General features: G+C 70.0%; 23 protein-coding genes. 14 read left to right on the top strand and 9 right to left on the bottom strand.

The genetic code is table 11. The features are described from left to right. Nucleotide 1 precedes the first annotated feature (1 nt). Nucleotides 2–1,168: an L-rhamnose isomerase gene (rhaI, locus tag AC5RV6_RS15220; protein WP_494008199.1), complete on the bottom strand. Its 1,167-nt coding sequence runs from the start codon at nucleotides 1,166–1,168 to the stop codon at nucleotides 2–4. A gap of 303 nt (nucleotides 1,169–1,471) precedes the next feature. Between rhaI and AC5RV6_RS15215 the strand changes: the two genes are divergently transcribed. Both AC5RV6_RS15215 and AC5RV6_RS15210 read left to right on the top strand, forming a co-directional pair. Continuing rightward, a complete protein-coding gene (locus tag AC5RV6_RS15215; RefSeq protein WP_494008198.1) occupies nucleotides 1,472–1,840 on the top strand; it encodes an L-rhamnose mutarotase in 369 nt (122 codons plus the stop codon). A gap of 70 nt (nucleotides 1,841–1,910) precedes the next feature. Continuing rightward, nucleotides 1,911–3,212: an MFS transporter gene (locus AC5RV6_RS15210; protein WP_494008197.1), complete on the top strand. Its 1,302-nt coding sequence runs from the start codon at nucleotides 1,911–1,913 to the stop codon at nucleotides 3,210–3,212. Nucleotides 3,213–3,558: 346 nt separating this feature from the next. Here AC5RV6_RS15210 and AC5RV6_RS15205 read toward each other — a convergent pair whose 3' ends face one another. Continuing rightward, on the bottom strand, nucleotides 3,559–4,644 hold the full coding sequence (locus AC5RV6_RS15205; RefSeq protein WP_494008196.1) for an FUSC family protein: 1,086 nt from the start codon (nucleotides 4,642–4,644) through the stop codon (nucleotides 3,559–3,561). Nucleotides 4,645–4,870: 226 nt separating this feature from the next. Between AC5RV6_RS15205 and tgt the strand changes: the two genes are divergently transcribed. Continuing rightward, nucleotides 4,871–6,154, top strand: a complete 1,284-nt coding sequence (tgt, locus tag AC5RV6_RS15200; protein ID WP_494008195.1) for a tRNA guanosine(34) transglycosylase Tgt — start codon at nucleotides 4,871–4,873, stop codon at nucleotides 6,152–6,154. Between the two features lie 15 nt (nucleotides 6,155–6,169). On the opposite strand, the gene AC5RV6_RS15195 is transcribed toward tgt, so the two are convergent. Further along, nucleotides 6,170–6,979, bottom strand: coding sequence for a queuosine precursor transporter (locus AC5RV6_RS15195; protein WP_494008194.1), 810 nt, complete (start codon nucleotides 6,977–6,979; stop codon nucleotides 6,170–6,172). Nucleotides 6,980–7,224: 245 nt separating this feature from the next. Here AC5RV6_RS15195 and AC5RV6_RS15190 point away from each other — a divergent pair, with 245 nt between their 5' ends. From AC5RV6_RS15190 to AC5RV6_RS15180, 3 genes are all read left to right on the top strand, one after another. Then, nucleotides 7,225–7,695 (top strand): hypothetical protein, encoded by a 471-nt coding sequence (locus AC5RV6_RS15190; protein ID WP_494008193.1) that lies wholly within the window; start codon nucleotides 7,225–7,227, stop codon nucleotides 7,693–7,695. A gap of 41 nt (nucleotides 7,696–7,736) precedes the next feature. Next, entirely contained in the window at nucleotides 7,737–8,576 is an 840-nt protein-coding gene (gene thiD / locus AC5RV6_RS15185) for a bifunctional hydroxymethylpyrimidine kinase/phosphomethylpyrimidine kinase (RefSeq protein ID WP_494008192.1), read from the top strand. Nucleotides 8,577–8,939: 363 nt separating this feature from the next. Continuing rightward, nucleotides 8,940–12,563: a S8 family peptidase gene (locus AC5RV6_RS15180; protein WP_494008191.1), complete on the top strand. Its 3,624-nt coding sequence runs from the start codon at nucleotides 8,940–8,942 to the stop codon at nucleotides 12,561–12,563. Nucleotides 12,564–12,652: 89 nt separating this feature from the next. On the opposite strand, the gene AC5RV6_RS15175 is transcribed toward AC5RV6_RS15180, so the two are convergent. Then, complete coding sequence (locus tag AC5RV6_RS15175; RefSeq protein ID WP_494008190.1) at nucleotides 12,653–13,231, bottom strand: hypothetical protein; 579 nt, start codon at nucleotides 13,229–13,231, stop codon at nucleotides 12,653–12,655. After that, complete coding sequence (locus AC5RV6_RS15170) at nucleotides 13,231–14,658, bottom strand: helix-turn-helix domain-containing protein (protein ID WP_494008359.1); 1,428 nt, start codon at nucleotides 14,656–14,658, stop codon at nucleotides 13,231–13,233. The genes AC5RV6_RS15175 and AC5RV6_RS15170 overlap by 1 nt, the downstream gene beginning before the upstream one ends. A 188-nt stretch (nucleotides 14,659–14,846) precedes the next feature. Between AC5RV6_RS15170 and aceA the strand changes: the two genes are divergently transcribed. The 6 genes from aceA (at nucleotide 14,847) to AC5RV6_RS15140 (ending at nucleotide 22,390) form a co-directional block, all read left to right on the top strand. Beyond that, nucleotides 14,847–16,148 carry an isocitrate lyase gene (gene aceA / locus AC5RV6_RS15165; RefSeq protein ID WP_494008189.1) on the top strand — a complete coding sequence of 434 codons (1,302 nt, stop codon included), beginning with the start codon at nucleotides 14,847–14,849 and terminating at the stop codon, nucleotides 16,146–16,148. Nucleotides 16,149–16,228: 80 nt separating this feature from the next. Next, nucleotides 16,229–17,863 (top strand): malate synthase A, encoded by a 1,635-nt coding sequence (gene aceB / locus AC5RV6_RS15160; protein WP_494008188.1) that lies wholly within the window; start codon nucleotides 16,229–16,231, stop codon nucleotides 17,861–17,863. 113 nt (nucleotides 17,864–17,976) lie between these two features. Next, nucleotides 17,977–19,500, top strand: coding sequence for an MFS transporter (locus tag AC5RV6_RS15155; protein ID WP_494008187.1), 1,524 nt, complete (start codon nucleotides 17,977–17,979; stop codon nucleotides 19,498–19,500). Next, nucleotides 19,487–20,059 carry a TetR/AcrR family transcriptional regulator gene (locus AC5RV6_RS15150; RefSeq protein WP_494008186.1) on the top strand — a complete coding sequence of 191 codons (573 nt, stop codon included), beginning with the start codon at nucleotides 19,487–19,489 and terminating at the stop codon, nucleotides 20,057–20,059. The genes AC5RV6_RS15155 and AC5RV6_RS15150 overlap by 14 nt, the downstream gene beginning before the upstream one ends. A 215-nt stretch (nucleotides 20,060–20,274) precedes the next feature. Beyond that, the gene (locus AC5RV6_RS15145; protein WP_494008358.1) at nucleotides 20,275–21,657 is read left to right on the top strand and encodes an amino acid permease; all 1,383 of its coding nucleotides are present in this window, start codon (nucleotides 20,275–20,277) and stop codon (nucleotides 21,655–21,657) included. Nucleotides 21,658–21,685: 28 nt separating this feature from the next. After that, nucleotides 21,686–22,390: a DsbA family oxidoreductase gene (locus AC5RV6_RS15140; RefSeq protein ID WP_494008185.1), complete on the top strand. Its 705-nt coding sequence runs from the start codon at nucleotides 21,686–21,688 to the stop codon at nucleotides 22,388–22,390. A gap of 76 nt (nucleotides 22,391–22,466) precedes the next feature. Here AC5RV6_RS15140 and AC5RV6_RS15135 read toward each other — a convergent pair whose 3' ends face one another. Then, nucleotides 22,467–22,766, bottom strand: coding sequence for a type II toxin-antitoxin system VapB family antitoxin (locus AC5RV6_RS15135; RefSeq protein ID WP_494008184.1), 300 nt, complete (start codon nucleotides 22,764–22,766; stop codon nucleotides 22,467–22,469). A gap of 131 nt (nucleotides 22,767–22,897) precedes the next feature. Between AC5RV6_RS15135 and AC5RV6_RS15130 the strand changes: the two genes are divergently transcribed. Both AC5RV6_RS15130 and AC5RV6_RS15125 read left to right on the top strand, forming a co-directional pair. Then, on the top strand, nucleotides 22,898–23,854 hold the full coding sequence (locus tag AC5RV6_RS15130; protein ID WP_494008183.1) for a hypothetical protein: 957 nt from the start codon (nucleotides 22,898–22,900) through the stop codon (nucleotides 23,852–23,854). A gap of 43 nt (nucleotides 23,855–23,897) precedes the next feature. Beyond that, nucleotides 23,898–24,929 carry an isopenicillin N synthase family dioxygenase gene (locus AC5RV6_RS15125; RefSeq protein ID WP_494008182.1) on the top strand — a complete coding sequence of 344 codons (1,032 nt, stop codon included), beginning with the start codon at nucleotides 23,898–23,900 and terminating at the stop codon, nucleotides 24,927–24,929. An 89-nt stretch (nucleotides 24,930–25,018) separates the two neighbouring features. On the opposite strand, the gene AC5RV6_RS15120 is transcribed toward AC5RV6_RS15125, so the two are convergent. From AC5RV6_RS15120 to AC5RV6_RS15110, 3 genes are all read right to left on the bottom strand, one after another. Further along, nucleotides 25,019–25,162 carry a hypothetical protein gene (locus tag AC5RV6_RS15120; RefSeq protein WP_494008181.1) on the bottom strand — a complete coding sequence of 48 codons (144 nt, stop codon included), beginning with the start codon at nucleotides 25,160–25,162 and terminating at the stop codon, nucleotides 25,019–25,021. Between the two features lie 119 nt (nucleotides 25,163–25,281). Further along, a complete protein-coding gene (locus AC5RV6_RS15115; protein ID WP_494008180.1) occupies nucleotides 25,282–25,887 on the bottom strand; it encodes a class I SAM-dependent methyltransferase in 606 nt (201 codons plus the stop codon). Between the two features lie 41 nt (nucleotides 25,888–25,928). After that, nucleotides 25,929–26,819, bottom strand: coding sequence for a helix-turn-helix domain-containing protein (locus AC5RV6_RS15110; RefSeq protein ID WP_494008179.1), 891 nt, complete (start codon nucleotides 26,817–26,819; stop codon nucleotides 25,929–25,931). Nucleotides 26,820–26,922 lie beyond the last annotated feature (103 nt).

Raw genomic sequence — 26,922 nt, 5'->3', positions numbered from 1 at the left:
CTCAGGAGCCCCAGGAGGCCTGGGTGCCGCCGACACGTTCCTCGGCGATGCGCTGCTGGTAGCCGGACGCGGCGTAGGCGGCCATGGGATCGGCGGGCAGGCCCCGGGACTCGCGCCAGGCGGCCAGCTGCGGGCGGACGTCGGTGTAGAAGGCGTCCATCAGCACCTGGTGCGCACCGAGCACATCGCCGGCGGCCTGCGCGGCGGCGAGGGCCTCGCCGTCGATCAGCAGGGCACGGGCCGTCATTTCCTGGACGTTGAGCACCGAGCGGATCTGGCCGGGGATCTTGTCCTCGATGTTGTGGCACTGGTCCAGCATGAACGCGACGCCGGCCTCCGGGTCCAGCCCGCCGCCGCGGACCACCTCGACCATGATGCGGAAGAGCTGGAACGGATCGGCGGCGCCGACGATCAGGTCGTCGTCGGCGTAGTTGCGGGAGTTGAAGTCGAAGGAGCCGAGCTTGCCCAGGCGCAGCAGCTGCATGACGATGAACTCGATGTTGGTGCCGGGGGCGTGGTGGCCGGTGTCCAGGCAGACCTTGGCCTTGTCGCCGAGGGCGGCGACCTGGGTGTAGGCGGTGCCCCAGTCCGGCACATCGGTGTGGTAGAACGCCGGTTCGAAGAACTTGTACTCCAGCACCAGGCGCTGCTCGTCGCCCAGCTGGGCGTAGATTTCGGCCAGCGACTCGGCGAGGCGGTCCTGGCGTCCGCGCATGTCCTGCTGCCCGGCGTAGTTGGTGCCGTCGGCCAGCCAGATCTTCAGGTCCCGGGAGCCGGTGACGTCCATGATGCGCAGGCACTCGAGGTGGTGGTCGATCGCCTTGCGCCGCACGCCGGGATCGGCATGCGTCAGCGAACCGAACTTGTACTCCTCGTCCTGGAACGTGTTGGAGTTAATGGTGCCCAGCTCCACGCCCTGGTCGGCGGCGTAGCGGGCCAGCGCGGCGTAGTCGTCCACCTTGTCCCACGGAATGTGCAGCGCCACCTTCGGGGCCAGCCCGGTGAACCGGTGGACCTGGGCGGCGTCGGCGATCTTCTCCTCCACGGTGCGCGGCGTGCCCGGGGTGGAGAACACCTTGAAGCGGGTTCCGGAGTTGCCGAAGGCCCAGGACGGAAGTTCGATGGCCTGCGCGGCCAGCTGGGGGGCGATGTCGTCGAATTCAGGCATGTGCATCACTTCTCTGTGGATAGCCGGCGGGCGGCGCCGCAGATACGCATGGACACCGCATTGAATCGTTTCACCAAACTAAGCCCGAACCGTGAGCCAGGTCAAACGTCGCCCCAGCAGCAACACGAGCACCACGGGAAACTTTGTCTTGAAACGTCTCAAGTTTTGGATACTATGAGTCCGGCAGCACATGAGAGCCCCCTCACAGGGATCACCGCCTCCGGCCTTCCCGTCCGGACGGTCCGGCTGCCGCCACAGGTGCGAAGGTCCTCCCGGACCCGCCACATTACGAAGGAGTGATGAATGGGCCGTTCCCCATCCACGGCTGACCTGCCGGAGCTGGTCCGGCTTCCCGCGGAGACCACGCGCACCCGCCGGTGCTTCCTGCTCCACGTCCGCCCGGAGCGGCTCGCCGAGTACGTCGAGGTCCACCAGCGGGTCTGGCCGGAGATGCTCGAGGCCCTGCGCGAGACCGGCTGGCGGAACTATTCGCTGTTCCTGCGCGCGGAGGACGGCCTGGTCGTGGGCTACTACGAGGCCGACGACGCCGAGGCCACCCAGGAGCGGATGGACGCGCACCCGGTCAACACCCGCTGGCAGGCCGAAATGGCGCAGTACTTCGTCGAAGGCACTTCGGCGCAGACGCTGACGCAGTACTTCCACCTCGCCTGACTCTGTCTTCTTCGGGGCACACCCGTGCCCGCTTCACAGCACCTTCTTCACCGTTGCAGAAAGGCTCGCCATGAGCAGCACCACGAAGCTCGGCGGATGGAAAGCCACCATCGCCGTGTCTATGTCCAACTACATCGAGGCCGGCTCGATCATCGCCCTGGCCACCAGCCTGACCCTCTGGCAGGAGTACTTCGGGTTCAGCAACCTGCTGGTCGGCCTGGTCGCCGCCCTGAGCGCCAACGCCTTCGGCGCGGCGATCGGCGCCCTCATCGGCGGGCCGCTGGGCGACCGGTACGGGCGCAAGTTCATCTACACCTATGACCTGATCCTCTACATGCTCGGCACCCTGCTGGTCATCTTCGCCGTGGCCCCGTGGATGCTCATCGTGGGCGTGATCCTCACCGGCATCGCCGTCGGCGCCGGCGTGCCCGTCGCCTGGACCTACATTGCCGAAGAGGCGCCCGCGGAACACCGGGCCAAGCACGTGGGCACCGCCCAGCTGGCCTGGTCCCTCGGCCCGGCCCTGGTGTTCCTGTTCGCCACCCTCGTGGTTCCGCTGGGCCTGACCGGCAGCCGCATCATCTTCGCCCACCTGTTCGTGGTCGCCTTCGTCACCTGGTGGATCCGCCGCGGCCTCTCCGAGTCGGCCACCTGGAAGAAGTCCGACGAGGAGCGGCGCGTCGCCGAGGCCGGCGGCGTGAAGCGCCGCAACTACCGCGAGCTGCTGACCAGCGCCACCAACGTGAAGGCCCTGCTGTTCCTGACCGGCGTGTACGCCCTGTGGAACCTGGTTGCCGGGCAGATGGGCATCTTCATGCCGCGCGTCTACGAGACCGCCGGCGTCGAATCCGCCACCCAGCAGAACCTGCTGCAGGTGCTGCTCTGGACCCTCACCGTGGCCGCCACCTACTTCGGCTTCATGAAGTACGGCGACCGGGTGGACCGCCGCCTGCTCTACGGCATCGGCGCCGTGCTGGGCATCATCGCCTGGCTGCTGCTGGTCTTCGCGCACGTGACCATGCCGGTGCTGATCCTCTTCGCCGCGCTGTGGGGCATCTCCGCCGGCATCGGCGCGCAGGCCTTCTACGCGCTGTGGGCCGCCGAGATGTTCCCGACCCGCCTGCGTGCCAGCGCCCAGGGCGTGCTGTTCTTCGTCGCCCGCATCGTGGTCGGCCTGCTCAGCTACTGGTTCCCCACGCTGCTCGCCGAGCAGGGTGTGCCGTTCGTGGGCATGATCATGATCGGCGCGCTCGTCGCCGCCATGCTCATCGGCGTCGTTTGGGCCCCGAACACCCGCGGCAAGACGCTGGAGGACATCGAGGCCGAGCGTTACGGCCGGGCCCCGGAAGCGGCACGGCAGGACGCGCTCTAACCCCGGCTTCTCCGGCGGCTGACCGCCGCGGACAAGCTCTCCACGCAAAGGCCTTCGGTCCGGCCCGGGTACATAGCCCGGCCCGGGCCGGAGGCCTTCGTGCTGCCTGGGCCGCACCGTGGTGACTGCCGTGTGCGACGCGGGGACCTGCCGCGCTCCGCTTTGGGAAAAACCCTCCAGTTTGTGCGTTTACCTCCACTGCGCAGCGGAGGGATCTGCACAAACCGGAGGAATTCAGAGAAACCGGAGGAATCCGGACGGCGCTCAGGCCTTGGGGCTCAGGCGGGGCGCACAAACCGGAGGAACCAGGACAAACCGGAGGGATCCGGAAGGATCCGGACGGCGCTCAGGCCGGGGCGCGCACCTCGCGGGGTGCGGCGGAGCCCGGGTCAGCCGCCGGCGGCATCCCGGCCGTGCGGCGGCGCAGCACCGTGGCGCGCCAGTGCAGCAGGAGCACCACGGCCATGCCGACGGCGGCGCCGATCACCGTCTCCACGGCCCGGTCCTGCAGCAGCACCGCCGGGTCCGAGGGGCGTGCCAGCTCGGTGCTGACCAGCGCCAGCGGGGTCACGAACACCTGCGCCAGGGCGTACTGGCGGAGCACGAACATCTCCGCGGCGAACTGCAGCAGGGCGATCACCACGGCCATCTGCCAGGGCTCCAGCCCCGGCCACAGGATCAGCGCGGTGACCAGCAGGCCCGCGAACGTGCCCAGGACCCGCTGCACCCCGCGAAACATCCGGCTGCGCACGGTCTGGCCCACCAGCGGCACGGTCGCGGCGACCATCGCCCAGTAGTTGTGCCCGATGCCGAGTGCGGTGGCGATGCACCCGGCGACGGCGGCCGCGAGCAGGTGCAGGCCGGCGTCGGCGGCAAGGGCCCGGCGCTGGGCCGGCGAGAAGCGGGCCCGGGCCGGCCGCCGCCAGCCGGTGCGGTGCCTGCGGCTGAGCAGTCCAAGCTGTCCCAGGACCAGGGCGAAGACCACCGTGCAGACCGCGGTGAGCAGCGCCTGCCAGGCCGGCGGATGCGACGGCATGGAGGCGATCGCGCCGTAGGCGAAGATGTGGAACAGGGAACCGGCCGGGCGCAGCCGCCACAGGCCCGCGGCCAGGCTCGCCAGCCCCGCCACCAGCGAGGTTCCGGCCACGATGTCCCACGCATCGGGATGCAGCCGGGCGGAGGCCACCGCGGCGGTGACCACCAGGAGCATCAGCGCCCCGGCACGCAGCTGGTGGCCCAGGCGTGCCCGGTGCGCCTCGTTGCGCCCGTAGATGCCGGTGAAGGCGCCGAAGGTCGCGAAGATCGCCAGGTCCACCCGGCCCAGCACCAGCAGCAGCAGCAGCGGCACGCCCACGCCCACCCCGCAGCGCAGCGCCACGTGGTGGTCATTGTGCGCAGGGGCCAGGGCGAACAGATCTCGCAGATGCTTCAACGGGACGGCGGTACCTTTCTCGGATCCGGGGCAGAGTCCACCCGGGAAAGGCGGGCGGTGGGGCGGCGGCGACGGCGCCGCCTGTCCACGCTACTCCCGCGGTTTGGCGGGCCCGAACTTTTGTGGTGCACCTCCCAGCCGCCCTGCCGGCACCGGCCGCCGGGCACCGCCGTCGCCCCGCCGTCGCCCCGGAAGCGGCGCGCCGCCGGTAGGGCAAAATGGGAGGGTGTCCTCCTCATCTTCCTTTTCCTTCACCCTTGGCAAGCGGCTGCGCGAGACGGCGCAGCCCACTGAAGAGCAGACGGCGGCCAACGGCGGTGAGTTCCAGGGGCGCACGGGCGTGATCTCCACGCCGCACGGCGAGATCCGCACGCCGGCGTTCATCGGCGTCGGCACCCAGGCCACGGTCAAGGCGGTGCTGCCCGAGGCCATGGCCGATCTCGGGGCGCAGGCGCTGCTGGCCAATGCCTACCACCTGTACCTGCAGCCGGGCGCGGATGTGCTCGACGCCGCCGGCGGGCTCGGGAAGTTCATGAACTGGCCCGGCCCCACCTTCACCGACTCCGGGGGCTTCCAGGTGATGAGCCTGGGCGCCGGGTTCAAGAAGGTCATCAACATGAACGCGGACGGCAGCACCCACGCGACCGGGGCGGACGACGACGTCGCCCCCGGCAAGGAGCGCCTCGCGCACGTCGATGACGACGGCGTCTGGTTCAAGTCCCACATCAACGGGGACAAGCACCGGTTCACCCCGGAGATCAGCATGCAGGTCCAGCACCAGCTCGGCGCGGACATCATGTTCGCGTTCGATGAGCTGACCACGCTGATGAACTCCCGCGGCTACCAGGAGCGTTCGCTGGAGCGCACCCGGCTGTGGGCCATCCGCTGCCTCGAGGAGCACCGGCGGCTCACCGAAGAGCGCGCGGACAAGCCCTACCAGGCGCTGTTCGGGGTGCTGCAGGGTGCGCAGTACGAGGACCTGCGCCGCAAGGCCGCCCGGGACCTCGGCGCCATGGACTTCGACGGGTTCGGCCTGGGCGGAGCGCTGGAGAAGGAGAACCTGGGCACCATCATCCGCTGGTGCACCGAGGAGCTGCCGGAGGACAAGCCGCGGCACCTGCTCGGCATCTCCGAGCCGGATGACCTGTTCACCGCCATCGAGAACGGCGCGGACACCTTCGACTGTGTCTCCCCCACCCGGGTGGCGCGCACCAGCGCGTTTTACACACCGTACGGGCGGATCAACCTGCTCAAGGCCCGGTACAAGAAGGACTTCTCGCCGCTGGTCGAGGGCTGCCCCTGCTACACCTGCACGCACTACACCAAGGCGTACCTGCACCACCTGTTCAAGGCCAAGGAGATGCTCTCGGCCACCCTGGTCTCGATCCACAACGAGCACTTCACGGTGAACCTGGTCGACGACGCCCGCCGGGCCATCGAGGACGGCACGTTCTTCGAGCTCAAGGCCGAGGTGCTGGGCAAGTACTACGGCGGCGCGAAGGAAGCCTAGGCGGCGCCCGGACCGTTAGTCCCGGATCCGGTCGATCCGCTCGGTGGCGCCCGCCGCCGGCGCCCGGCCGGGCTCGGCCGGGATGCGGGCGGTGGCTGCGTCGTCGGCGGCAGGCGTGCCGTAGCTCGGCTCGTGCTTCTTCAGCAGCCGGATCACGACGCCGGTCACCGGGATAAAGAGGAACTCGACGCCGGTCTTGTACAGGAAGCCGAAGATCACGTAGTTCAGGAACCCGGCGGCGTCGCTGATGCCGATCACCGGCGCAGCGACCGCGCAGAAGATCAGCGTGTCGGCGAACTCGCCCACTCCGGTGGAGGCCATCAGCCGGCCGATCAGGGCGCGTTCCTGGAAGCGGCGCTTCATCCGCACCAGCACGTAGGAGTTCAGCAGCTGGCCGACCAGGAACCCGAGCAGGCTGGCGACGACGATCTGCCAGACCGGGCCCAGCGCCTGCTCCAGCGCCGCCTGCTTCGCGATGCCGCCGGCGTCGTCGAACCCGGGCAGGGCAATGAGCACCGCGAAGCTGAGCACCGCCAGCAGCGACATGGCAAAGCCGGTGTAGATCGCGCGGCGGGCGGCCTTGAAGCCGTACACCTCGCTGATCACGTCGCCGAGGATGTAGGCGAGCGGAAAGAGGAAGAAGCCGCCGTCGGTGATGATGCTGAAGTCGCCGAAGATCGGGCCGATCACCACCCCCTTGCTCGCGCCGATGTTCGACAGCACGATCACCACGCACATCACCGTCAGCAGGATGTCGTAGTGGGAGCCGCGCCGGCTGGCGAAGGCGGGGACGGAAAGTACCTCGGTGGGGGTCTCTGTACGCATGGGTCCGTTTTCGGTAGTGGTTCGCCTGGCCTAAGCCGGCTGTATTAGCACTGTGCCCGCTGCCCCGGGCGGCCGCCGCCGGTGGCATCTGCGTTCCGATGCGGCCGCGTCCATTCTGCCATGTCCGGGAGCGCGCTGCTGTGGATTGCCCTCCCGCCCGGCGGCCGCAGCGCCTACTGTGGTGCCACCGGTCCAGGGCCCAGCACCCGATCAAGGCCGGCTCAGGTGCCCAAGGAGGCGCGCGGATGATGGAGCAGACGGACGACGGCGGCCTCCTCCGCCCCGCGCTGCGGCTGCCCGGACGCCGGCTCGCCGCCCCCGGGGCCCGGGTCCGGTTCGGGCCCACCGCGTTCGCCGTCGGCTACGGAGTCGCCGCCCTGGTCCTGGCCGCCATCGCCACCGCCGCCGTCGGGTGGGGCACCAGCCGGGATTTCTGGGGCTACGCCTGGATCGCGGTGATCGCGGCGTTCTACGCAGCGGGCCTCGGCCTGCCGACGGCGGTGCCCGTGGGCATCGCCCTGGGGCTGGCGCTGCGGCCGGTGGCCAGCCAGTGGCTGCACGTGCTGGCCTTCTTTGCGGTGCCGGCGCTGCTGACCTGGCTGGCGGTGGCTCTGGCGGTGCGGTCGGTGTTCGTGCCGCTGTTGATGGGGCTCGCGGTGGGCGTTTCCGCGGCCCTCGGCCGGGCAGCCGTCTGGCGGCTGGTCACAGTCGGCTGAAGCGGTGGCACCAGCCGCCGTTCCGGGTGGAAGATAGACCCATGTCTGCTAACACACATCCGGCCGCGGCACCGGCCGTAACGCTCACCATCGCAGGTTCCGAGGCCACCGGCGGCGCCGGCGCGCAGGCGGACCTGAAGACCTTCCAGGAGCTCGGCGTCTACGGCATCACGGCGCTGACCTGCATCGTCGCCTTCGATCCGAAGGACAGCTGGAACCACCGCTTCGTTCCGGTCGAGCCGCAGGTCATCAGCAACCAGCTCGAGGTGATCCAGACCGCCTATGACCTGGACACGGTTAAGATCGGCATGCTCGGCACCCCCGCCACCATCGACACCGTGGCCAAGTCGCTGCAGAGCCAGGAGTGGGCCAACATCGTGCTCGACCCGGTGCTGATCTGTAAGGGCCAGGAGCCCGGTGCCGCCCTGGACACCGATCAGGCGCTCAAGGCGCAGATCCTGCCGCTGGCCACGTTCGTGACCCCCAACCACTTTGAGTCCATCTCGCTCTCGGGCATGGACGACATCACCAGCGTCGAGGACCTCAAGGAGGCGGCGAAGCGCATCCACGAGGCCAGCGGCGCCGTCGTCCTCGCCAAGGGCGGGGTCCGGCTGGAAGGCGACGACGCCGTCGACGTCTTCTACGACGGTGAAACCCTGGAGGTGCTGCGCGCGCCCAAGATCGGCGACGTCGCGGTCAGCGGCGCCGGCTGCACCCTCGCCGCGGCGATCACCGCCGAGCTCGCCAAGGGCGCCTCGCCGCTGGAGGCGGCGAAGACCGCCAAGGCGTTCGTCACCGAGGGCATCCGCAACCGGGTGTCCTCCAACGCCCCGTTCGACGCCCTGTGGCAGGGCGGCGCCGGCAGCGGCCCGGCCCTCTAGGCCTGCCTGACGTTCCCCTGCGGGGCCGGTGCCGACGGCACCGGCCCCGCAGCCGTTTGCGGCCACGGTCGTTAGTGCCATTCCGATAAGGCAAGTCATTGCGCGGCGTCAAGGGTGCGGGACGAAAGTGCGCGGCTTTTGAGCCAATCTCCAACTTCTTCGAGGGTTACTCTCAGCTCCTTCCTCGGCTGCCCCTATGGTGTGGCTACGGCTGCAGGACTAATGGGGGCCGTAGGTGCACGCTGGCACCCCGCTCGGGGGTTGGGGGCACTGAGGAAAGCTGTCGCAGCGTGCCAGCAGCCGGTCTTGAACGTCTCGTAAGCGTCTGTCCGGTGACGCGCGGCGGAACGTTCAAGGAGCAGGATGAGACTCTCGAAGCATCGGGCCGGCGCAGGGGTGGTTGCCACCCTGGCCGGTGTCGCCCTCACCGCAGGCCTCGGCCTGCCGGCGCAGGCGCAGGAAACGGACGGCGGCGAAGCCCCGGCGCAGGGCATCCAGGTTCGGGATTTCGAGGCCCTCAAGGTCTCACCCAGCCTGCGGGACCTCAACGGTGAGGTGTCCGCCTATGTGCAGTTCAAGGGCGACGGCGCGTTCGGGCAGACCCAGCCCGAGGCCGTCAAGGAGGGCCGGGAAAAGCCGGTCAACAAGCGTGAACGGGTCCGCCAGATCCGCTCCAACATCGAGGCCCAGGCGCAGTCCGCCGCGGCCGAGGCCTCCGCCGAGGCCCTGTACACCACCACGAACACGCTGCCCGGCGTCGCGGTGCGCGGCGACGCGGAGGCCATCAAGGCACTGGCCGGCCGCGACGACGTCGCCAGCATCACCCGCATCGTGCCCAAGACCGTGGACAACAAGGGCGCCGACATCGACACCCGGGCACTGGACAGCTGGGTGCAGCGCAGCGAAACCGGCGAGGGCATCACCATTGCGGTGCTCGACACCGGCATCGACTACACGCACTCCTCCTTCGGCGGCCCCGGCACGGTGGAGGCCTACCAGGCCGCGCAGGCCTCTGCGGCCATCCCGGCGGCGGACTCCGGCCTGCTCGATCCGGAGAAGTTCATCGGCGGCTACGACCTGGTGGGCGATGACTACAACGCCGACCCCTCCTCCCCCACCTATCAGCCGGTGCCGAAGCCGGACCTGAACCCGCTGGACTGCGGCGGGCACGGCTCGCACGTGGCCGGCACCGCCGCCGGCTACGGCACCAACGACGACGGCAGCACCTTCCGCGGCGACTACACCAAGCTCACCGCCGAAGAGGTCAACGGGATGCGCATCGGCCCCGGCTCCGCTCCCGAAGCCAAGCTGGTCGGCATCCGTGTCTTCGGCTGCGAGGGTTCCTCCGCCGTCGTCGGACAGGCCCTGGACTACGTCCTGGATCCCAACGGCGACGGCGACTTCTCCGACCGCGCCCAGGTGGTGAACATGTCCCTCGGCTCGGAGTACGCACCGTACGACGATCCGGAAAACGCCATCGTGGACAAGCTCACCGAGCTGGGCATCCTCTCCGTCACCTCGGCCGGCAACGCCGGCGACGTGTACGACGTCGGCGGCTCGCCCGGCAACGCCCGCTCCTCGCTGGCGGTGGCCAGCAGCATCGGTTCCCAAGTGACCCTGGACCGTGCCGATGTGCTCGCCCCCGCTGATGTGGAGGGCACGGCCTCGGGCCAGTACAGCTCCAACTTCAACTACTCCGACCCGGCCGTCACCGAGGAGCGCCTCACCGGCAGCGTGGTGATGGCCCCGGCGAACAACCGGTTCGGCTGCGAGGCCTTCCCGGCCGGCTCGCTGGCCGGCAAGTGGGTCTGGATCCAATGGGAAGAGAACGGCCAGTTCCCGTGCGGCTCCGGCGTGCGCTTCAACCACGCGCAGGCTGCCGGCGCCACCGGCGTCGTCCTGGACTCCCCGCGCTCGGTGTTCGACGCCGGCATCGGCGGCAACGCGGCCCTTCCGGGCATCCAGCTGAACCGCGACTCCTCGGACCGGCTGCGGCCCGCCGCCGTCGCCGGCACCCTGGAACTGCGCCTGGCGCCGGAGTACATGGCGACCGCCACCGGCCCGTCGGAGTCCCAGGACACCGTCAGCTCCTTCTCCTCCCGCGGCCTGCACGGCTCCAACGGCGTGGTGAAGCCCGACGTCGCCGCTCCCGGCTCCTCGATCGGCTCCGTGTCGGTCGGTTCCGGTGACGGAGCCTCGACCAGCAGCGGCACCTCGATGGCCGCTCCGCATGTCGCCGGTCTGGCGGCGCTGATGTACGCGGCGACGGACTACAACCCGTATGAGGTCAAGACCGCGATCATGAACACGGCCACCCACGACCTGTTCTCGGCCGAGGGCACCGTCCTGGCCCCGAACCGGGTGGGCTCGGGCCGGGTGGACGCACTCGATGCGCTGAACACCAAGGTGCTGGCCTACGCCACGGATGATCAGGCGCTGACCAGCGTGAACTTCGGCGTGCTGGAGCTGGGCGACGAGGCGCTGCGGCTGACCCGCAGCATCACGGTGGAGAACAAGTCCGACACCCCGCGCCGCTACACGGCCTCGTACCTGGAGTCCTCCACCATGCCGGGCGTGGCCGTCAGCGTCAGCCCGCGGGTGGACGTGCCGGCCAACGGCAAGGCCACCGTGGAGGTGACCCTGGACATCGCCGACCCGTCGGCGCTGGCCAAGACCATCGATCCGGGCGCCGAGACCGAGCAGCTGGAGCTGGCCCGGCAGTTCCTGGCCGACGTCTCCGGCCGCGTGCAGCTGGCCGCCGACGGTGTGCCGACACTGCGGGTGCCGGTGTACTCCGCGCCGAAGCCGACCTCCGCAATGAGCGCCGGCACCGGGGTCGCGTTCGCCGACGCCGAGGCGGGCGCGGCCGACGTCGTGCTGCGCGGCCGTGACCTGCAGCAGGGTGAGGGTGCTTCCCGCTACCTGTCGCTGGTCGCCCCGCTGGTGCTCGGCGCGGAGAGCCCGCGCCTCGAGAAGGTGAACCTGGAGTCGATGCGGTCCATGGACCTGCAGTCTGTGGGCGCGTCCTCGACGCTGCCCGCGCTGCGGGCCGCCGGAGCCGACCAGCGGGACGCGATGCTGCACTTCGGCGTCAGCACCTGGGCCAACTGGCCGATCCTCGGCGGATCCAACGAGATTGACGTGGAGATCGACGTCAACGCCGACGGCATGCCGGACTTCATCGTCGCCACGACCCGGGCCGCCGACCTGGACCTGGTCCTGGTCTCCACCTACCGGCTGGTTCCGGGCGGCAGCCCGGAGCTCACGGACCAGTACGGGGCCAACGGTGTGACGGGTGAGCTGGACTCCAACACCTTCGACACCAACGTCGTGACGCTGCCGGTGGCCGTGGAGGCGCTGGGCCTTGATCCGGCCGCCGACGCGCTGCCGATCCAGTACCGGGTCAGCACCTGGAGCCCCTACAACTCCAACGAAGCCGGCCGCAACGTGCCGGTCGACGAAACCGCCTGGATCGGGTTCGACGCCGTCAACCCGGCCCTGTGGTTCAGCGGTGCGACTCCGGAAGCCGGGCTGTTTGCCGACGTCGACGGCGGCAAGCTCACCGTGAACCGCGGGGCCGAGGTCACCGACGCCAAGGCGCTGTTCCTGCACCTGCACAACGGCACCGGGGACCTCTCCGGCGCCGCAGGCCTGGGCGGCCGCACGGAGATCCTGCCGATCTCGGTGCCGGCTCCGGTGGTGAACCCGGTGAGCGCCGTCGCGGTCTGCAACGCGTTCAAGTCCGAGATCAAGGTGACGGTGTCCAACCCCGGCGACCGCCGGGCGGACATCACCATCAACACCCCGTACGGCAACGCCAAGGTGCAGAAGCTGCAGCCCGGCGAGACCCGTACCGAGGTGATCAAGACCCGCAAGCTGACCACCGCGGCCGGCGAAGTGACCGCCGACTACAAGTGGACCGGCGGCGGCAAGGCCGAGAAGGCCGAGTTCACGGCTCCTTTCGGGGCAGTGAAGTGCAGCCGGTAGCCTGACGCGCTGAGTGCAGCACAGCAGCGGCCGTCTCCCTTCGGGGAGGCGGCCGCTGCTGTGTCAGGCCGGTGCGGGAGCTGCGGCGCCTAGGGCACGTATCCCTCAGTGAGTGCCCTGGCTACGAAGTGCAGCTGGAAGTACACCGGCCAGATCACCATGGCGGAGCCGACGATGATCAGGCCCCTCCGTGAGCCCTTCCCCATGTGTCCGGCATCAGGCTTTCGGCCGGTGCGCTCCAGCATCAGGGCCCAGGCCGGTGGAAGAAGCATTGGCAGCACTGCGAGGACCTGATCTCCGTCGCCGTACCGGTAAATGCGCCCCGGCACCATGGTGTTCAGCGGGACCTGCAGGAAGAGCCAGACAGCCAGGACCGTCGAGGCGGCAAAACTGATCCAGCAGAGGCGCGTGAGGTAGCGGGACGCGTAGTTGCCCAGTTCCAGCTCACGCGCGGTGAGTGTGCCTGGGCCGCGGCCCGTCCCGGTTCCGGCTTTTTCATCGCCATCCGCCGTCTGTTCCGCCGCCGGATTCTCCGGGGGCAGGCCGGGACGGCCGCGCAGGCCCGCGTTCGCCCCGAGGCAGCGCTCCCCGAGAACGCCGATGGCGGCGGCGAGCGCGACGGCCAGCCATACCGTTCCGGTGTACAGGGGATTCCAGAGCTCCACCACTACCGCTCCGAATGCGCCTGCAGGAAGGAGTAGACCTCGGTCTCGTCGACGCCGGGGAACGCGCCGGGCGGCAGCGCCGCCAGCAGGTGGGAGTGGGCGCGGGCGCTGGGCCAGGCGTTGCCGGACCACTCCGCGGCCAGCTGCTGCGGGGGCACCCGGCAGCAGTTCGGATCCGGGCAGGTGGACTTGGACCGTTCCTGGGTCTCGCGGCCGCGGAACCACTTCACGTGCGCGTATGGGACGCCGATGCTCAGCGAGAACAGCCCGGCGGAGCTGCGCTCGGTGCGGGCGGTGCACCAGTATGTGCCGGCCGGCGTGTCCGTGTACTGGTTGAAGGCGCTGAACTGGTCCGGCACGTTGAACACCTCCCGCGAGGTCCAGTACCGGCAGATCGGCTGGCCCTCGATGGCGCCGGTATGGTCCGCCGGGAAGGTCACGCCGTCGTTCTCATACGCCTTGTAGACGATGCCGGATTTGTGCACCTTCTGGAAGTGCGTGGGAATGCCCAGGTGCTCGGTGGCGAGGTTGGTGAAGCGGTGCGCGGCGGTCTCGTAGGAGACGGCGAACGCGTCCCTGATGTCCTCGACGGCGATTTCCTTGGCAGCCTTGGCCCGCTGCAGGAACTCGACGGTGGCCTTTTCCGGCAGCAGCAGCGCCGCGGCGAAGTAGTTGGTGGCCACCCGCTGGCTGAGGAACTCCCCGTAGCTCTGCGGGGTCTCATGCTGCAGCACGTAGTGGCCCAGGGCCTGCAGCAGCACCGAGCGCGGATCGTGGTCGGACTGCTGGGACTGGGTCAGGTAGATCCGCTTGTTCTTCAGGTCGGTGACCGATCGGGTGGAGTGCGGCAGGTCGTTCACGTGGTGCAGCGAGAAGCCCAGGTGCGCGGCGATGTCGGCGATGACGTGCTGGGACAGCGGCCCGGCGGTGTGGCCCACCGAGTCCAGCACCTGCTGCGCCGCCTGCTCGTACTCCGGAAAGTAGTTGTTCCGCTCGCGCATCATCATGCGCAGTTCGGTGTTGGCCCGGCGGGCCTCCTCCGGGGTGGCGATCTGCTCGTTCAGCCGGCGCTCCAGCTCGGCCTGCAGCCCGACCAGGGACTCCAGCACATCGATCGGCAGCCTTGAGCTGATCCGCACCTTCGGCAGGCCCAGCGACTCATACAGCGGACCGCGCTGGGCTCGCTCCAGCTCGATCTCCAGGGCGGCGCGCCGGCTCGGCGGCTCGGCCTCGCCCAGCAGCGCGTCAATCGTCACGCCCAGCGCCTTGGCAAGGGCCTGCAGCATGCCCAGCTTCGGCTCACGCTTGCCGTTTTCGATCAGCGACAGCTGGGAGGGCACGGTGCCGACGGCGGCGCCCAGCTCCTCGAGGGTCAGGCCCTTCGTCTTGCGCAGGTGCCGCAGCCGGCGTCCCAGGGCGATGCCGTCCATCCGGTCGTCGGGCACGGGGGCCTCCGGCGCCGGCCGGTTCCATGTTGAACTGGTCACATTTTCACGGTACGCGAAGAATCGCGTTTTTTTCCAGAGAAAACCTCTGGAAGAGGGGTTGTTTTTGGCGAAAAGTGGTTCCCACAGCAAGGGAAACCCGGCCGGAAGGGCCGGGACACAGATCCAAGGAGATGTTGGAAATGACGCAGGAGACGAGCACCGCCGCCGAGCAGCTGGCCCAGGAATGGGCCACCGACCCGCGCTGGGAAGGCATCGAGCGTGACTACACCGCCGAGGACGTCGTCAAGCTGCGCGGCCGCATCCAGGAGGAGCACACCCTGGCCCGCCGCGGCGCGGAGAAGCTCTGGGACCAGCTGCGGAACGCCGGCGACGAGGGCTATACCAACGCCCTCGGCGCGCTGACCGGCAACCAGGCCGTCCAGCAGGTCAAAGCCGGCCTGAAGGCCATCTACCTCTCCGGCTGGCAGGTCGCCGCCGACGCGAACAACTCCGGCCACACCTACCCGGACCAGTCCCTCTACCCGGCCAACTCGGTGCCCACGGTGGTCCGCCGGATCAACAACGCGCTGCTGCGCGCCGACCAGATCGAGTTCGCCGAAGGCATCCAGTCCGTCGAGGACTACCTGGTGCCGATCGTGGCCGACGCCGAGGCCGGCTTCGGCGGCCCCCTCAACGCCTATGAACTGATGAAGGCCATGATCCAGGCCGGCGCGTCCGGCGTGCACTGGGAGGACCAGCTCGCCTCGGAGAAGAAGTGCGGCCACCTCGGCGGCAAGGTGCTCATCCCCACCGGACAGCACATCCGCACCCTGAACGCCGCCCGGCTCGCGGCCGACGTCGCCGGCACGCCCACCGTGGTCATTGCCCGCACCGACGCCGAGGCCGCCACCCTCATTACCTCCGACGTCGACGAGCGGGACCAGGAATTCATCACCGGCGAGCGCACCGCGGAGGGCTTCTACAAGGTCCGCAACGGCATCGAGCCCTGCATCGCCCGGGCCAAGGCCTACGCTCCGTACTCGGACCTGATCTGGATGGAGACCGGTACTCCGGACCTGGAGATGGCCCGCAAGTTCGCCGAGGCCGTCCGCTCCGAGTTCCCGGACCAGATGCTGGCCTACAACTGCTCGCCGTCGTTCAACTGGAAGAAGCACCTGGACGACGACACCATCGCCAAGTTCCAGCGCGAGCTCGGCGCCATGGGCTTCAAGTTCCAGTTCATCACCCTGGCCGGCTTCCACGCCCTGAACTACTCGATGTTCGACCTGGCGCACGGTTACGCCCGCTCCGGGATGAGCGCCTACGTGGAGCTGCAGGAGAAGGAATTCGGCGCGGAGGGCCGCGGCTACACCGCCACCCGCCACCAGCGCGAAGTCGGCACCGGCTACTTCGATGCCATCTCCACCGCCCTGAACCCCGAGGGCAGCACCCTGGCGCTGGCCGGGTCCACCGAGACCGCCCAGTTCCACTAACCCCATCTTCCTGCCGGCGCCGCCTGCCCTTGCCGGCGCCGGCAGGAACCCCCGTTGTGCACTTCTGAAGGAGAACCGCCATGAATGACCCGATCACCCTGAACGGAATTTCCCTCACCGCGCCGGCCGTCCGGCGCCAGGAGGAGATCCTGACGCCGCAGGCGCTGGACTTCGTCAAGGCACTGCATCGGGCCACCGCCGCCCGCCGGCAGGAACTCCTCCAGCAGCGGCAGGCCCGCCGGCAGAAGATCTCCAACGGCGCGGACCCGTCCTTCCTGCCCGAAACCCGTGACATCCGCGAGGACTCCACGTGGCGGGTGGCCCCGGTCGCCCCTGGACTGGAGGACCGACGGGTGGAGATCACCGGGCCGGTGGACCGCAAGATGACCATCAACGCCCTGAACTCCGGCGCCAAGGTGTGGCTGGCGGACATGGAGGACTCCTCCACCCCGTCCTGGACCAACGTCGTCAACGGCCAGCTGAACCTGCGCGACGCCCTCGAGCGCCGGATCGACTTCACCTCGCCCGAGGGCAAGGAGTACAAGCTCTCCGGCGGCCAGCTGACCGACCTGCCGACCATCGTGGTCCGGCCCCGCGGCTGGCACCTGCCGGAGAAGCACATGCTGGTGGACAACACCCCGATCGCCGGCGGCATCGTAGACTTCGGCCTGTACTTCTTCCACAACGCGCACCGACTGATCGCCGAAGGCCGGGGCCCGTACTTCTACCTGCCGAAGATCGAGAACCACCTCGAGGCGCGGCTGTGGAACGACATCTTCATCCTGGCGCAGGACCTGCTGGGCATTCCGCAGGGCACCATCCGCGCCACCGTGCTGATCGAGACCATCACCGCGGCGTTCGAGATGGAGGAGATCCTCTACGAGCTGCGGGACCACGCCGCCGGCCTGAACGCCGGACGCTGGGACTACATCTTCTCGGTGATCAAGAACTTCCGCACCCGCGGCCCGCGGTTCGTGCTGCCGGACCGGAACATGGTGACCATGACCGCCCCGTTCATGCGCGCCTACACCGAGCAGCTGGTCCGGGCCTGCCACCGCCGCGGCGCGCACGCCATCGGCGGCATGGCGGCCTTCATCCCGAACCGGAAGGACGCCGCGGCCAACGACGTCGCCATGGAGAAGGTGCGCGCGGACAAGACCCGCGAGGCGAACGACGGCTTCGACGGCTCCTGGGTGGCGCACCCGGATCTGGTGCCCGTGGCCCGCGAGGTCTTCGACTCCGTGCTCGGGGACCGGCCGAACCAGGTGGAGCGGCTGCGCGAGGACGTGGTGCCCGACGACAAGGCGCTGCTGAACGTGGCGGCCACCCAGGGCGTGATCACCGAGCAGGGCGTGCGCTCGAACATCGAGGTCGGCATCCGCTACATCGAATCCTGGCTGCGCGGCAACGGCGCGGCGGCGATCAACAACCTGATGGAGGACGCCGCCACCGCCGAGATTTCCCGCTCGCAGATCTGGCAGTGGATCCACTGCTCGGCCGTGACCGATGAGGGCGAGATCATCACCCGCCACTGGGTCGAGGAACTGCTCGAGGAGGAGTTCGCCAACCTGCAGCGCTTCGACGGCGACCGCTTCGAGGACGCCCGCGAGCTGTTCGAGGAGGTCGCCTGCGGCGAGCACTTCCCGACGTTCCTCACGGTTCCGGCCTACGCCCGGTTCCTGCACGAATCCCAGGGTGAGCTGGCCGCCGCATAGGAGGCACACGGCACACAGGGGGTCCGACGCCGGCAACGGCGTCGGACCCCCTTTCCGCGTCCTGCCGTCCACTTGGTTTGCTTAACCGACCAAATGGTCCGTAGCGTGGAGGCATGGCTTCCTCCCCTCCCGCCTACCGCCAGGCCGGCCGCCGCGAGTGGCTGGCGCTTTGCGTCCTCATGCTCGCCGTCGTCCTGCTCGCGGTGGACGCCACCGTCCTTTATCTGGCCGTCCCCGCCCTGACGGCGGAGATCTCCCCGACCGCCACGCAGCTGCTGTGGATCGGTGACATCTACTCCTTCGTGCTGGCCGGCCTGCTGATCCCCATGGGCAACCTCGCGGACCGGGTGGGCCGCAAGAAACTGCTCATCATCGGCAGCACGGCCTTCGGCATCGCCTCGCTGATCGCCGCCTACTCCCCCTCCGCGGAACTGCTGATCGCCTCCCGGGCGCTGCTCGGCGTCGCCGGCGCCACGATCATGCCCTCCACCCTGTCGATCGTGCGGGACATGTTCGAGGACCCGGTGCAGCGCACCCGCGCCATCGCCGTCTGGTCCGCCGGGGCCACCGGCGGCGCCGCGCTGGGCCCGCTGGTCGGCGGGGCGCTGCTGGAACGGTTCTGGTGGGGCTCGGTGTTCCTGATCAACGTGCCGATCATGCTCGTGGTGCTGGTGGCCGGGCTCATCCTGCTGCCCGAGTCCCGCAACCCCAACTCGGGACGGGTGGACCTGCTCTCCGCGGTGCTGTCGGTGCTCGCCATCGTGCCGGTGGTGTACGCGGTGAAGCACGCCGTCGGCACCGGCCTGGACTGGACCGTACCGGCCACCGCCGCGGCCGGCGTGCTGGCCGGCATCACCTTCGTCCGCCGGCAGCGCCGGCTGCCGCACCCCCTGGTGGACATCGACCTGTTCCGCATTCCGGCGTTCAGCGGCGCCGTGGTCGCCAACACGCTGTCCATCTTCGCGTTCAGCGGCCTGCTGTTCTTCTTCTCCCAGTACCTGCAGCTGGTGCGCGGCTACGGACCCCTGATGGCCGGGCTGGCCGAAATGCCGGTGACCGTGACCTCCATCCTGGTCATTGCGTTCATCGGGTTCCTGCTGACCCGGCTGGGCCGCGGCCGGTCCATCGGCGCCGGGCTCGGCGTCGCCGCCCTGGGCCTGGCTGCCCTGGGCCTGGCCGAGGGGCTGCCCACCTACTGGGGCATCGGGCTGGCGCTGGCCGTGCTCGGCCTGGGCGTGGGAGTGGCGATGGCCCTGTCCACCGACGCAATCGTCGCGGCCGCGCCCCGGGAACGCGCCGGCGCCGCGGCGTCGATCTCCGAGACCGGCTATGAACTGGGCGTGGCGCTGGGCATCGCCGTGCTGGGCTCGCTGCAGACCGCGCTCTACCGCGCCAACCTGGCCCCGCCCGCCGACCTCGCGGCGGCGGACCGCGCGGCGCTGGAGGACTCACTGGCCTCCGCCAGCAGCCGGCTCACCGACCCCGCACTGATCGAGCAGGCGCAGCATGCCTTCACCGGCGCCATGCAGCTGACCAGCTATGTCGCCGCCGGGATCCTGGTGCTGGCCGCCGTGATTGCCTGGCGGGTCATCCCTTCCCCCACCGGAGCGCAGGAGCAGCAGCATGTCGGGCACTGAACCGGCCGGCGGCCGGGAAGGCGGCCGGGACAAGGAACGCACCCGGCGCGGCATCCTCGACGCCGCCTCCCGGCTGGTCGCCGAGCAGGGCGGCGGAGTGTCCCTCGCCGACGTCGCCGCCGCCGCCGGGATCTCCAAGAGCGGGCTGCTGCACCACTTCCCCGGGCGGGAGGCGCTGCTGCTCGCCCTCGTCGAAGACGCCGCCGAACGGCTGTGGACCGAGGTCCGCGCCCACGTGGACCTGGCGGAGAACCGGCCGGGCAAACTGCTGCGCGCCTATGTGCGGGCCCTGACGGAGGGCGGCGACACCGTGGCCCAGGTCTTCGCGCCCACCGGGCTGACCGCCGCCGTCGGCACCCTGCCCGGCATCGAGGAATTCATGGAACGCGACGCGAAAATCTGGCGGGAGGCCTTCGCGGCCGACGGGATCGAGCCGGCCCGGAGCATCGTCGTGCAGCACGCCGCGGAGGGACTGGCCGCCTCCATGGGCAGCCCGTACCTCACCGCCGACGAGCTGGCCGCCGCCCGGGCGCACCTGCTGGAGCTCGCGGAGCCGTAGCGGCCGCCCGGCACGCCAAGGGGTGGCCACAAAACGCGGAGGCGGGGCGCCGGCACGGGCGGTGAGGCCCCGAACAGCCTGCCGCGCCGCGCGGGCGTACCATGGATTGGCCGCTTCTTCAGCAGCCCTTCCCCGATCTCCAAGGTGCGTTTTTCTTGAAGTCCTCCTTCGCCCAGGCCCTGGCCCGCGGGCTGAACGTCCGGCACATCCGCTTCATGGCGCTCGGTTCGGCCATCGGCACCGGCCTGTTCTACGGATCCGCCTCCGCCATCCAGTCCGCCGGTCCCGCCGTCCTGCTCGCGTACATGATCGGCGGCGCCGCCGTCTTCCTGGTCATGCGGGCCCTGGGCGAGATGGCGGTCCGGCATCCGGTCTCCGGTTCCTTCGGCCAGTACGCCAGCCGCTACCTCGGCCCGTTTGCCGGGTTCATCACCGGCTGGACCTTCGCGTTCGAAATGGCGATCGTCGCCATCGCCGACGTCACCGCCTTCGGCATCTACATGGGCTTCTGGTTCCCGGACGTGCCGCGCTGGATCTGGATCCTCGCCGTCGTGCTGCTGATCGGCGCGTTGAACCTGATGCGGGTGAAGGTGTTCGGCGAGACCGAGTTCTGGCTCTCGATCATCAAGGTCAGCGCCATCATCGCCATGATCCTCGGCGGCGCGGCGATCATCCTGTTCGGTTTCGGGCTGGAGGACGGCGCCAATCCGGGCCTGGACACCATGCTCGGCTCGGGCGGCTTCTTCGCCAACGGGTTCTGGGGCCTGCTGGCCTCCTTCTCCATCGTGATGTTCGCCTTCGGCGGCATCGAGACCATCGGCATCACCGCCGGCGAGGCGGAGGAACCGAAGAAGGCCATCCCGGCGGCCGTGAACACCGTCCCGCTGCGCATCCTGATCTTCTACGTCGGTGCGCTGTCCGTGCTGATGATGATCTTCCCCTGGCAGGACATTGACGGCTCCACCAGCCCGTTCGTGCAGATCTTCGACTCGCTGGGCATTCCCGCCGCCGCGCACATCCTCAACGCGGTGGTCATCACCGCGGCCCTGTCCGCCATCAACGCCGACACCTTCGGCGCCGGCCGGATGATGTACGGGCTCGCCCGGCAGGGCCAGGCCCCGGCCGCGTTCGCCCGGGTGTCCCGGCACGGGGTGCCGTGGCTGACGGTCTCCGTGATGGCGGTGGTGCTGCTGGTCGGCGTCGTGCTCAACGCGCTGCTGCCGGAGGAGCTGTTCACCATCATCGCCTCGATCGCCACCTTCGCCACGGTGTGGGTGTGGGTGATGATCCTGCTCTCGCACATCGCCATGAAGCGGGACATCAAGCGCCGCGGCCTGCCCGCCTCCGAGTTCGGCGTGCCGTTCTGGCCGGTGGCCTCCTACGCCGCGCTGGCGTTCATGGTCTTCATCGTGGTGCTGCTCGGCGTCATGCCCGGCACCCGGGTGGCCCTGATCGTGGGCGCGGCCTGGATCGCGCTGCTCTTCGTCGCCTACCGCCTGTGGGTGCGCGGGGACGGGCGGCTCCGCGCGGAGCTCGCGGACGAGACCGGAGCCGACGACGGCGCCGCGCCCGCCCCGGCCCGCGCCGCGGCGGAATGATTCGGGCCCGGCGGAGGTTCTTTCCGGCATGAGAATCGAGATCTGGTCCGACATCGCCTGCCCCTGGTGCTTCATCGGCAAGCGCCGCTTCGAGACGGCGCTGGAGGGCTTCGCCCACAAGGACGAGGTCCAGGTGCAGTGGCGCAGCTACCAGCTGGACCCGTCGCTGCCGGAGCACTACGACGGCACCGAACTGCAGTACCTGTCCGAGCGCAAGGGCATGGACCCGCAGCAGATGTCGGGCATGCTGGCGCATGTGGCCGAGCAGGCCCGCGGCGAGGGCCTGGCCTACGACTTCGAGAACCTGGTGGTGGCGAACAGCTTCACCGCCCACCGGCTGATCCACGCGGCGCGGGAGCTGGGCGGCGCCGGTGCCGCCGACGCCGTGAAGGAGGCGCTGCTCTCCGCGCACTTCGAGCAGGGCCGGAACATCGGCGACGTCGAGGTGCTGGTCGCGATCGGCGTCGACGCCGGGCTGGACGCCGGCCGGGTGCGGACGGCGCTGGCCGGGGATGACTACGCCGACGACGTGCGGCAGGACATTGCCGAGGCCCGGGCGCTGGGCGTCAGCGGCGTGCCGTTCTTCGTCATCGACCGCCGCTACGGCATCTCCGGAGCGCAGCCGGCGGAGGTGTTCACCGGAGCGCTGGAGAAGGCCTGGCAGGACGCCAACCCGCTGCAGATGGTCACGCCCGGCACCGACGGACCCGCCTGCGGCCCGGACGGCTGCTGAGCCGGAGCACCCGGGAAGTTAAACATCGGAGGGCCGTGCACACGCACGGCCCTCCGGCGTTTAAGCGGTGCGGGCCCTACTCGTCGAGCACCAGCACGCGGGCGTGCAGGATGGTGCGCTGGTGCAGTGCCGTGCGCACGGCGCGGTGCAGCCCGTCCTCGAGATACATGGTGCCCTTCCACTGCACCACGTGCGGGAACAGGTCGCCGAAGAAGGTGGAGTCCTCGGCCAGCAGGGCCCCGAGATCCAGGGTGGACTTCGTGGTCACCAGCTCATCGAGCCGGACCTGCCGCGGGGCAACGGACGCCCAGTCCTTGGGCGTCTCGTATCCGTGCTCGGGGTAGGGGCGGCCATCGCCAACAGCTTTGAAGATCACCAATCAAGAGTACGAGACGAACCGCCCGCAGACCCAGCGGACACGGCCCGCGCCGTCCCCCGCTCCGGCCGCCGCCGCTCCGGCGCGGGGTCCGGCGCAGACCTGCGCACGAAACCGGGAATACTGGAGGCATGACTTCCGCGAACACCTGGGGCCTGCTGCTCGACGTCGACGGGCCCGTGGCCAGCCCCGAATCCCGGACCGTACGCCCGGAGATCATCGAGAACCTGGTCCGCCTGGCCGTTGCCGGCTGGCCGGTGGCCTTCAACACGGGGCGGTCGGTGGACTTCATCGTGGAGCAGGTGATGAACCCCATGATCGCCGCCGGGCTGCCGGCGGATGTGCGGGTGCTCGCAGTGTGCGAGAAGGGCGGGGTGTGGTTCACGTTCACCGGCGACGGCCCGGACCAGCCGCAGGTCGATCCCGGGCACCGGCTGCCCGGCGACTTCGCCGCCGACGTGCGGGCCCTGGTGGCGGAGCGGTTCGCGGACCGGATGTTCTTCGACGAGACCAAGCTCGCGATGCTCTCCGTGGAGCAGCGGACGGACGTGACCAACGCCGATTACCTGGCCGTCCAGGAGGACTTCGAACTCGCCGTCCTCGGCCTCGCCGCCCGCCGCGGACTGGGCATCAGCCGGCTCGGTCAGGTGCTGCCCGCCGTCGACGGTTCGGTGCCGTACCGGGTGGATCCGACGATCATTTCCACCGACATCGAGGCGGTGGAGGCCGGCAAGGACCTGGGCGTGCGCAGGGTGCTGGAGCTGCTGGAGCAGGCCGGGGCGCCGGTGCCGGCGGTGTGGCGCACCATCGGCGATTCCCGGACCGACTACGCCATGGCCGATGAACTGCATGCCCGGGGTTTCGACGTCGCGCACGTGGACGTGCGCCCGGCCGACGGGGTGCCTGCGGTGCCGTATCCGGTGCTCACCGCTGCGGAGCTGGTGCACGACGACGCCGGCGCGGTGTTCATCGCCCGCTGGGCCGCCGTCGCGGCCGGGGAGGCGGACGACGACGCCGGTCTGGGCCCGCTGGGCGCCGCACCGGCGGGGTTGGAGACGGCCGAAACCGCGCGGCACAGCAATTCGTAACATTCGGTTCATAGTTGATTTCACCCGGTGATACGTTGCCGGAATGAGCGCGATTCCCCAGTCGATCCCTGTCCTTGACCTGAGCACCGCCCGCCGCCCCGACGGCACGTTCAACCCGGATTTCATTGACCAGCTGCGTGAGGCCACGCACCGCATCGGCTTCTTCCAGCTGGTCGGCTACGGCCCCGCCGCGCAGATGGTGGAGCCGCTGTTCGAGGTCACCAAGCGGTTCTTCGACCTGCCGCTGGAGGACCGCCTGGAGCTGGACAACCGCCGCTCGCCGCACTTCCGCGGCTACACCCGCCTCGGCACCGAAATCACCCAGGGCCGGCCCGATGCCCGCGAGCAGGTGGACTTCGGCCCGGAGCGCGAACCGGTGGCCGAGTACCCCGCTGACCAGCCGTACTGGCTGGTCCAGGGCCCGAACCTGTTCCCGGACACCAAGCTGCCCGAGCTGCGCGAAGCGTCCATGGCCTGGGCCGAGGAGATGAGCCGGGTGGGCGCGGAGCTGCTCAGCGCCATCGCCGTCTCCCTCGAGCTGCCCGAGGATCACTTCACCGAACCGTTCGAGGGCACCCCGGCCTGGATGGCCAAGCTGATCCACTATGTGGGCGGCGTCGTGCAGGAGGCCGGCACCCAGGGCGTGGGCTCGCACGCCGACTATGGCTTCGTGACCCTGCTGCTGCAGGACGAGGTCGGCGGCCTCGAAGTGCGCCCGCACGGCACCGACACCTGGATTCCGGTGGAGCCGATCCCGGGCGCGCTGGTGGTCAACCTCGGCGAAATGCTCGAAGTCGCCACCCAGGGCTACCTCTCCGCGACGATCCACCGCGTGCTGGCTCCGGCCCCGGGTGTGGACCGGTACGCCATCCCGTTCTTCTGGTCCCCTCGCCTGGATTCGGTCATCGACCCGGTGCAGCTGCCCCCGGCCCTGGCCGAGCAGTCCCGCGGCATCACCGACGACCCGGAGAACCCGATGCTCGCCTCCTACGGCGCCAACGTGCTGAAGGGCTGGCTGCGCGCGCACCCGCAGGTCGCCGAGCTGCACCACCCGCACCTGCTGACGAAGAAGTAGCTGCAGGAGTTTCTAAGTGCGCGACGGCGCCGTCCGGCCGGGGGTCGGGCGGCGCCGTCGCGTTTGAGCGGTTCGGTCTCGAGGCACACTCACCGCGGCGGGAACATCAGGTGCCGGCTTTCCGGCAGGAACTCCTCCCACACGCTGGGCGTCGGCGGCAGCCGCCGGGTCTCCTCCGCCTGCCCGCGTCGGCCTCGACGCTTCTTCTTCCCCTGCCGGTCCTGATGTCCCATGTCTGCTCCTTGCTCCGGTGAGTGATGTGCCCACTGAACAAGCTCAAGTGCGCTTGAGGTCAAGCGGCTGCGTCACGGAACCGGCGGCGCGGCCCGCACGCCGGTCAGGCGGCGTGCTCTTACGCTGCCGACAGCACCGCCACCAGGAACCCTGACTCCGGCGTGAGCGGGCGCAGGTCCCAGGTGGACAGCTGCAGGTCCACCCGCAGCCCCGCGGCCTCGGCGTCGGCGAAGAACTGCCCGAAGTCGTAGCCGCGGCCGGCGCCGAAACCGATCACCACGCGGCCCTCCGGCGCCAGGTGCGCGCGCATCCGGGCCAGCACCTCGCCGGCGGTGCCGGGGGCCAGGAACGTCATCACGTTGCCGGCGCAGACGATCACGTCGAACGGCTCGCGGATGCCCTCGCCGGGCAGGTCCAGCTCCGCCAGGTCCCCCACCAGCCAGGTGGCCTGGGGATGGTCCTTCCGGGCCGCCTCGATCAGCTCCGGGTCGACGTCGACGCCGACGACGGCGTGGCCGCGCCTTGCCAGCTCCCCGCCCACCCGGCCGGGCCCGGCACCGGCGTCGAGGATCCGCGCGCCGCGCGGAACCATCGCGTCGATCATCCGCGCCTCGCCGTGCAGGTCCGCGCCCTGCTCGCGCATCTGCTCAAACCGCTGGATGTACCAGGCGGAGTGTCCCGGATTCTGCTTCTTTTTGGCTTCCCAGAGGGTTTCCTTGCGCATCCTCCCAGCCTACTCAGCCGGTGCCCGTGCTCCCTGCCTTCTCAGCGCGCCGCCTCGGTGCCGCGGGGGCGCCCGGCCGGCGCCTCGTCCCACGGCCGTCGGGCGGCAGCGGCGGGCAGCGCCGCGGAGGCGAGCAGGGCGAGCTTTTCGGCATCCACGGAGCCCTGGTCCGGATGGAACACCACCAGCTTCAGTCCGTCCGCGCCGCCGATGTCGAGCCGTTCCCGGTTCAGGGTCAGTGCGCCGACCAACGGATGGTTCAGCCGGAGCCGGCCGCCGTACTGGCTGCGCACCTCGTGCCGGGCCCAAAGCTGGACGAACCGCGGGCTGGCCAGGGACAGCTCGCCGGTGAGCTCGATGAACCGGGGATCGTCGACGTCCTTGCCCACGGAGTGCCGCAGGTTGGCGACCAGGCATTCGGCGGCGGCCTGCCAGTCCGGATACAGGTCCTGTTCCGCCGGGTCCAGGAACAGGTCGCGGAGCTGGTTGCCGCCGACGGCGAGCCGGGGCGAAAGCGCCGCGGCGAGCGGGTTGGCGGCCAGGATGTCGAAGTAGCGGCCCTCGATGACGGCCGGCTGGGCGAGGGAGCCGAGCAGGTTCAGGGCGCCCGGCGGCGGCACCTCGGCCCGGGCACGGCGCCGGCGCTGCCGGGGCGCCTCGCAGACCAGGGTCATCAGGTGGGACAGGTGGTCCTGGTCGAGCCGGAGCACCCGGGCCAGCGCGTCGAGGACCTGCAGGGAGGGATTACGGTCCCGGCCGCGCTCCAGCCGCAGGTAATAGTCGGCGCTGATGCCGGCCAGCATGGCCACTTCCTCCCGCCGCAGGCCGGGCACCCGCCGCGCACCGCCGCCGGGAATTCCCGCCTGCTCCGGGGTCACCAGCTCACGCCGGGCCCGCAGGAAGTCGCCCAGCGCGTTGGTTGTCTCAGTCATGCGCCTACCCTACGACGCTCCCGGACGGGCTGCGGTGGCCCTGTCACACCCCCGGATCGCGGGGGCTCTGGCTGGGGCCGGCGGCCGCTCCTAGCGTCGGGGA

It is taken from the genome of Arthrobacter saudimassiliensis (genome assembly GCF_059090665.1).
The sequence above is the reverse complement of the archived record's forward strand: the minus strand, read 5'-3'. Positions and strand labels throughout refer to the sequence as shown.